5 protein-coding genes, 1 tRNA gene and 1 pseudogene are annotated in these 6,424 nt (G+C 47.6%); 2 read left to right on the forward strand and 5 right to left on the reverse strand.

From position 1 onward, the window contains the following. Positions 1-172 precede the first annotated feature (172 nt). The 3 genes from thiD to ACKTSG_RS13320 are packed head-to-tail and all read right to left on the reverse strand — an operon-like array spanning position 173 to position 2,951. Positions 173-994: a bifunctional hydroxymethylpyrimidine kinase/phosphomethylpyrimidine kinase gene (thiD, locus tag ACKTSG_RS13310; RefSeq protein WP_407895441.1), complete on the reverse strand. Its 822-nt coding sequence runs from the start codon at positions 992-994 to the stop codon at positions 173-175. Positions 995-1,054: 60 nt separating this feature from the next. Further along, positions 1,055-2,113, reverse strand: coding sequence for a hypothetical protein (locus ACKTSG_RS13315; RefSeq protein WP_407895443.1), 1,059 nt, complete (start codon positions 2,111-2,113; stop codon positions 1,055-1,057). Continuing rightward, complete coding sequence (locus ACKTSG_RS13320; protein WP_407895445.1) at positions 2,106-2,951, reverse strand: SbcC family exonuclease; 846 nt, start codon at positions 2,949-2,951, stop codon at positions 2,106-2,108. Before ACKTSG_RS13320 ends, ACKTSG_RS13315 begins: the two co-directional genes overlap by 8 nt. A gap of 253 nt (positions 2,952-3,204) precedes the next feature. Here ACKTSG_RS13320 and ACKTSG_RS13325 point away from each other — a divergent pair, with 253 nt between their 5' ends. Both ACKTSG_RS13325 and ACKTSG_RS13330 read left to right on the forward strand, forming a co-directional pair. Further along, a complete protein-coding gene (locus ACKTSG_RS13325) occupies positions 3,205-4,371 on the forward strand; it encodes an MDR family MFS transporter (RefSeq protein ID WP_407895447.1) in 1,167 nt (388 codons plus the stop codon). Positions 4,372-4,656: 285 nt separating this feature from the next. Beyond that, positions 4,657-4,729 (forward strand) — tRNA-Ala (locus ACKTSG_RS13330). Positions 4,730-4,971: 242 nt separating this feature from the next. Here ACKTSG_RS13330 and ACKTSG_RS13335 read toward each other — a convergent pair. Continuing rightward, a complete protein-coding gene (locus ACKTSG_RS13335) occupies positions 4,972-6,210 on the reverse strand; it encodes an ISL3 family transposase (protein WP_407895449.1) in 1,239 nt (412 codons plus the stop codon). Positions 6,211-6,295: 85 nt separating this feature from the next. Continuing rightward, a pseudogene (locus tag ACKTSG_RS14355) lies at positions 6,296-6,424 on the reverse strand (IS30 family transposase); the annotation flags it as partial.

A 6,424-nucleotide genomic window follows, 5' to 3' on the forward strand; every position in this document is an offset into this window, starting at 1 on the left:
AAAATACCATTATCCCTGCATCCATCATAGTTCCTTAAACAATTAAATAACAAAAAAGCCTCCCACGGTCGGGGAGACCTTCAAAGGATAAAAACTATCCTTCAACACCATTTGACAAATTTCCAAAAAAGCCTGAACAGCTGCTGTTCAGGCTTTTTGAGTCGGTATCAGTTTAGTATTGGGGATTTTGCAAGTCGTTGGCCCAATGGTTGATCGGTCCAAACTTGTGGCCGACCGGGATCTCGTTGTCGATGGCTTTATCAACAAAGGCTTTGGCGATGCGGATCGCAGATTCGATGTCTTGGCCTTTTGCCAGCTCTGACGTGATCACAGCAGACAACGAATCGCCAGTGCCGTTTTTACGAGTGGTGGCAAAATAAGGGCCGTCCAGCCAGAATTCCTTGCCATCAGCCAACAGGATGTAATCGCGCACGACTTCTTGATCATCGGAATCATGGCGGCCTTTGATCATGACATTTTTGGCGCCCATGTCATGGATCATGTGGGCGGCTTGTTTGATCGCGGCATCTGAGTCCAGCTTCAAGCCAGTCAAGTGTTCAGCTTCATAGAAGTTAGGCGTGATCACAAAAGCCATTGGGATCAATTCAGCCTTCAAGGTCTCAAAGGCTTCAGTTTCCAATAACATGTTGCCATGTTTGGTGGAGATCACCGGATCGAGCACCAATGGCCCGAAGTCGTATTTTTTCAAGTTCTTGACAACAGTATTGATCACTGCGGCATCAGCTAACATCCCGGTTTTAGCCGCGCGAATATGTAAGTCTGCCGCCAGATCATCAAATTGGTGATCGATGAATGCGCCAGGCATGACCATTGAATCATGGATGCCATAAGAATTGCCAGCAACAGCTGCCGTCAAAACTAACGTGCCATAAGTGCCGCGCATGAAAAAGCTGTGCAGATCAGCTTGTGCGCCTGCAGAACCGTCTGAATCGACGCCTGCAATGGTTAAAACTTGCGGAAATTCATTTGCCATGGGATGATACCTCGTTTTTCTAGTGGAGTGACACCATCATACTAGCAAATAATCGGAAAATCAATTAAAAGCACGCCGTTGTGGTAAAATTGCTTTCAACCATTCGCCTAAAAACGGATATTTGGCATTTAATTCTAATACTTGTACGGTTGGCTGCGGATAATGCAAGGTGATCGTGTCACTGTCAGCGTTGGATACCACGCTTAACGCTTCATGATTTGGTAAGGCTAATTCATAACTGCCTTGCGCTTTGCCTTGGCGCATCAAGATCGCATGATTTGAGGCGATCACAAACAACTCATCTAAAGCCGGGGCAATTTCGCCAGCATGCACGATCACTTGCAAGGTCAACGCATGTCCGACCAGCTCATCTGGGATCGTGGTGGAACTCCAAGAGAAAGTGTCGCCTTGGATACTATCAGTCCCCAGATCCATCCAATCATGGCCCGCGTCATCGCGTACATGGAAGGAATCCACTGCCGCACCTTCTAGATCTAAGCTCAAGGTAATATCGCCTGCGCTGTCGACATGAGTGCTTGAAGTCAAGGTCGTCAAGTTATTGTACTTGGTTTTAAAGGTCAACCCGTCAACTGGTTGTAACACGGTTTCGTCGACCGTCTTAAAGGCATAATCTGCCGCATACAACCCGCGTACCAACGTACTTAAAGCGGCCAGTTGATCGTCGTCAAATTGGCTGGTTTGATCATCTTTGGCAGTGACTTGCAAAAGCGTTGGCAAGTTGCGGGCCAACATGGTGGCATTGTCCAATAATGGTGAGTCGATCACCAACAATGGCAAGTTGTCTTCATCCGTCGCCAAGTAAACGGTGATCTGTGAATGACCAGACGTGCGGATCTCTGGGGCCAACCACAGGCGTTCGGCAAAAGCTGGATGCAAGTCAGGCAACGCCGTTAAAGCTTCTTGTAATTTATCGGCTAACAAGCTGGTGTAACTCAAGGTCAATTGCGCCAAAGCCGCTTCGTTTTGGCCGAAAATCGGTGAGTTGGTCAGTTTGGCAAAAGCGTCAGCGTAACTTTCGGTGATTTTGATCCGCGCATTTTTGGCAGACAAATGCGTGGTGGCAATAGCTTGAATGTTTTTATCGACGTAATTAAGCATGAGCATCCTCCTTTTTGGCTAATGCCTTCATGAAGTCAGCTTTCAAATTGGCCAAAATGTTTTCAAATTGCGAAATGGAACTGTAGCTGGAAACGACTGCTTGATATTCGTAGCGGGTGATCGCCGCACTGACTTGCATGGCGCGCTTTTTGGCATCAAATTCGCTGTCAGCTTGCGCTTTGGCTTCGTCAAAACGCTGTTTGAGATCAGCAGGTGCTTGGGTGCGGCGACGAGTCGGCTGCGTTGGTGCAGGTTCGTCTTCGTCGTCATCAGGATCGATAAAGTTCTTCAACAACCCGCGAAAAGACCCGCTGGCTGAATTGGTGCTGCGACTTGGTTGGGTCGGTTCTTCAACGCTGGCGGCTTCCAGTTGATTATGGAGATCATTGACGGTTTGATAAATATTCTTGCGTAAAGCTTCTAATTGATTATCAAGATAATGCTCAGGGTCTTGGGCAAACGCCACGAGTTGCGGCAAAATGTTGCGCTCTTGAGGGGTGGCTTGGTCAATGGTGCGGGTAAACACGCTTAATTGCCCGAATTGACGGCGGTGATACCAATCACCAAAATACACTTTTCCATCATCAGACACTTCAAAAAATGGCACATGTTCGCGTAAAAACGCCACAAACGCCTTTTGCAAGAAGTCATGCAATTCATCTTGCGCGCCTTTGTCATACGCTAAAATGTAGCCTGGCGTTTCGGTTACTTCTAAGCGCAAGCTGGATGCGGTTTTGTCGATGCCTTGATACAAGCGGTACGTCGACTGGTCACGCCAAGCCTGGGCGAAATCATTGAAAAAATTTTGTTGATAGGTCAAGCTAGCTTCTACTGTCATCGAATTTACCTCACAAATTTTACTGATACCTTCAGTTTACCGCACCAACGCGCGTGGGGGAACGCTTACCACACGATTACAGTGAAAAACAATGTTTCTTTAAATGAGCAAAGATGAGAAATTGCCCATTATCGTGTTTTCCCGGTAGGCATTTCGATACAATATGTCTGGCAAGACCACTTTTTTACCAGGCGTCAGGCGTTGGGTGCGTTTGGACGCTGCCGTACACGAGTTTGAATATTGGAGGGGTAGCATGCACCAAAAAGAATTAAAATTACCATGGTTATTTCTCGGGAGCTTGATCACCAACACTGGGATCAGCTTTATTTGGCCGTTAACGACGATCTACATGCACGAATATCTGCACGAATCGCTGACCGTTTCTGGGTTGGTGTTGTTGGTCAATTCCTTGGCGACGATGCTAGGCAATTATGTTGGGGGACGCTTGTTTGACCGCTGGAAGCCGTATCCGACGATACTCGCTGGGATCTCGATCAATATCGTGGCGACGTTGAGTTTGATCTTTTGGCATGGGTGGCCAGCGTATCCGCTGTTGTTGATCTTATTAGGTCTCGGCAATGGGGTGGTGGCTACAGGCATCAATGCGTATGCCACTTTGGTCACCAGCCGCAAGCCGTCTTACATTTTCAACGTGTTGTATTTCATGTCTAACTTAGGCTTGGTGATCGGCACGTTGATCGTTGGCTTCGTGTTGCCTTTAGGGATCACCTATATTTTCATATTAGCCTGTGCATTGTTTACCTTATTTTGGGTGGTGGCTTTTTTACATTTCAAAGTGCAAAAACCCAAGCATGCCCAAAATGCGGCGACCAAAGCCTTCCGCCAACCGATCGCCAAGCAGGTGTTGTGGTTGATGGTATTGTTGTTTGTCACTTGGGTCGCTTATGAGCAGTGGCAATCCAATGTGTCTGCATTTATGTTGCATTTGGGGATGAATGTGCGTGATTACTCGCTGGTGTGGACCTTAAATGCAGTTGAGATCGTGTTGTTCCAGCCGGTTTTGACGGCATTTGACGATTGGTTGTCCGCGCATATTCGCGCCCGGTTGACCACTGGTTTTGCGTTGTTTGCCGTCAGCTTCGTGATCTTATTAGTCGCACATCACTATTGGCAGTTCTTAGGGGCCATGGCAGTGCTCACAATCGGGGAGATCTTAGCGTTACCAGCCGTTTCGACATATGTCGATCTGTATTCGCCAAGCGACGCCCGCGGCCGCTATCAAGGCTTTGTGCAAATGCTGGCGTCAGCAGGGCGGGCTGTGGGACCGGTGATGGGGGCGTTGTTGATCGACGCGACCAACTATCACGTGTTGTTTATCAGTGTGATCGTAATGTTAGTGGTGATGAATACGATTTTTTCCACCCAAGCCAATCGGGCGATGGCACCAAGAAATCCTTAAACACTTCGTCACACTTTCTTCACAACCGCTTGGTACCATGAATCTGTGAGATAAGTTCCCGCTTGTTTCACACCCCAACCCCAATTTTCCATCGTCAAGCGTGTTCCCTGACGCGTTTGACATTTCACTCCTCCAAAGTGAAATTGCCATCGGTTTCCCACCGGTGGCACCCTTACCCCAGAGGTCGCCGTGATTGGCGGCCTTTTTTGGTGCTTTTAGTAGCAGGTCTCCCATGAAAAAGCCTTTACAAAAGCAATGAACATGATACAATATATCTTGTGTTTTGGGTCCGTAGCTCAGTTGGGAGAGCGCTGCCTTCGCATGGCAGAGGTCGTGAGTTCGAATCTCATCGGATCCATTTTGCAAAATCATAGCGGTTCATAGGAAGGTAAAATGCCTATGTAGCCGCCTTTTTTTGGAAGTTTGTCAAATGGTGTTGAAGGATAATTTCTATCCTCTGAAGGTTTCTCAGTGATGAAAAGCCTTTTTTGTTATTTTATTGGTTGAGATGATTGGCTGGGCAGCGGTTTGTCCACTGCTGATTTTAGAGTGACCCAAATAGTGATACTCATTCAGTGGCTGGCAGTGGCTGGGCAAGTACTAAGCGACGATTTGGTAAGCTCGCTTGAACATGTTGGCTTGGTTGGAGAAACCATAGCACGTGCGTTTGAGCTCCTTGATCTTACGATTGACACCTTCAATAGGGCCATTGGAGTATGGTGACTTCGCCGCGTTAACGACACCGTGGAGATTCTTGCGTAGCGTTGTCATGGCGGTATCCAGGGCAGTGCCGTTGGACTGGTAAGTCATGATCAAGCTTTTGATTTTACGGTAATGGCCACCCATCAACGCATCATGAATTGCAAGGTAGGTGTCGTAGGCAGTTTTGAACGTCGCAGAAACACCGGTACCCAAATCAATGGCGTTTTGTTCAGTTGAGTATTCATTGAGGCCAAACAGATAGTGGGAATGTTTCGCATCCGGCTGCACTTTATGAAACAACTTCCAGAGTGACTTTAGCACCTTGTGTTCACGCGAATGGACGTCTAGTTGCTTCAGACATTGGACTCTGATCTGGTCCATTGCCCGCGCGATCAGCTGAACGATGTGGAAACGGTCAATGATGATGATTGCGTTGGGAAATAGCTCATGGACAATGAGCTGATACGAAGCATTCATATCCATTACCACACGTTTGACCGCAGCGCGGTCATCGACACTGTACTGGTTGATGAAGAACTGTTTGATATCCTTGTTCAGACGGCCACCAAGGATCTTAACAGCCTTGTGCGTATCGGCATCAATACAGATGAACGACATCGCGTTCTTGGTGGATCTGAACTCATCGAAGCACAGATTTACCGGGAGTATGCGACTGGCGTGTGGGTGAATATTAGCATCTAGGATTCGTTGAACTGAGTTAGTCGAAATACCTGTGAAAGCGGCGATGTTCTTCTCGGTTAATGACTTACTGGCGAGCTTTATCGCGTGCATTGCCAGCTTGTGGCCGATCGCATGATTGGGTCTGACCACGGAGGTCGTAGCCGTGCAGGTACTATGGCAGTTCGTGCAACGCCAGCGTTGCTTATTCAGTTCGAGAATCACAGGCTGGTCGGTTGGGCCATCGACGTGGATATGCGTGAGCTTGTGGCCGTTTCGGTGTAAAGCATCAAAGCCACACTGAGGGCAATGGGTGAGCGTATATGACAGTTCAGCACGAACCACCAAATACTTCTTACGACCGGATCCCTTGCCGTGAAATTCCTCGCGTGTGTCTTGAACATGAATGTTTGTATCTGTAATTCCAAGCAACTTAAGTGTAATATCAAGTTGAGACATCTATTCCTACCTCGCTTAACTTTGGTTTAGCCACTTAAAGCATAGCACTAGGAGGCTTAGATGCCTTTTTTTGTTACTTGAATTGTCAAGCTAAGTGGAACATCTCCGACCAGAAGACTTCCAGCGAAGATTTCCAACCAAACATCTTGCGAGGGCGAGTGTTAATTTGCCACACCATTCGATTGATTTCTTCGTCTGTGATTGTAGAGATGTC

The organism is Lacticaseibacillus salsurae (assembly GCF_045862175.1).
Classification (GTDB): domain Bacteria; phylum Bacillota; class Bacilli; order Lactobacillales; family Lactobacillaceae; genus Lacticaseibacillus; species Lacticaseibacillus salsurae.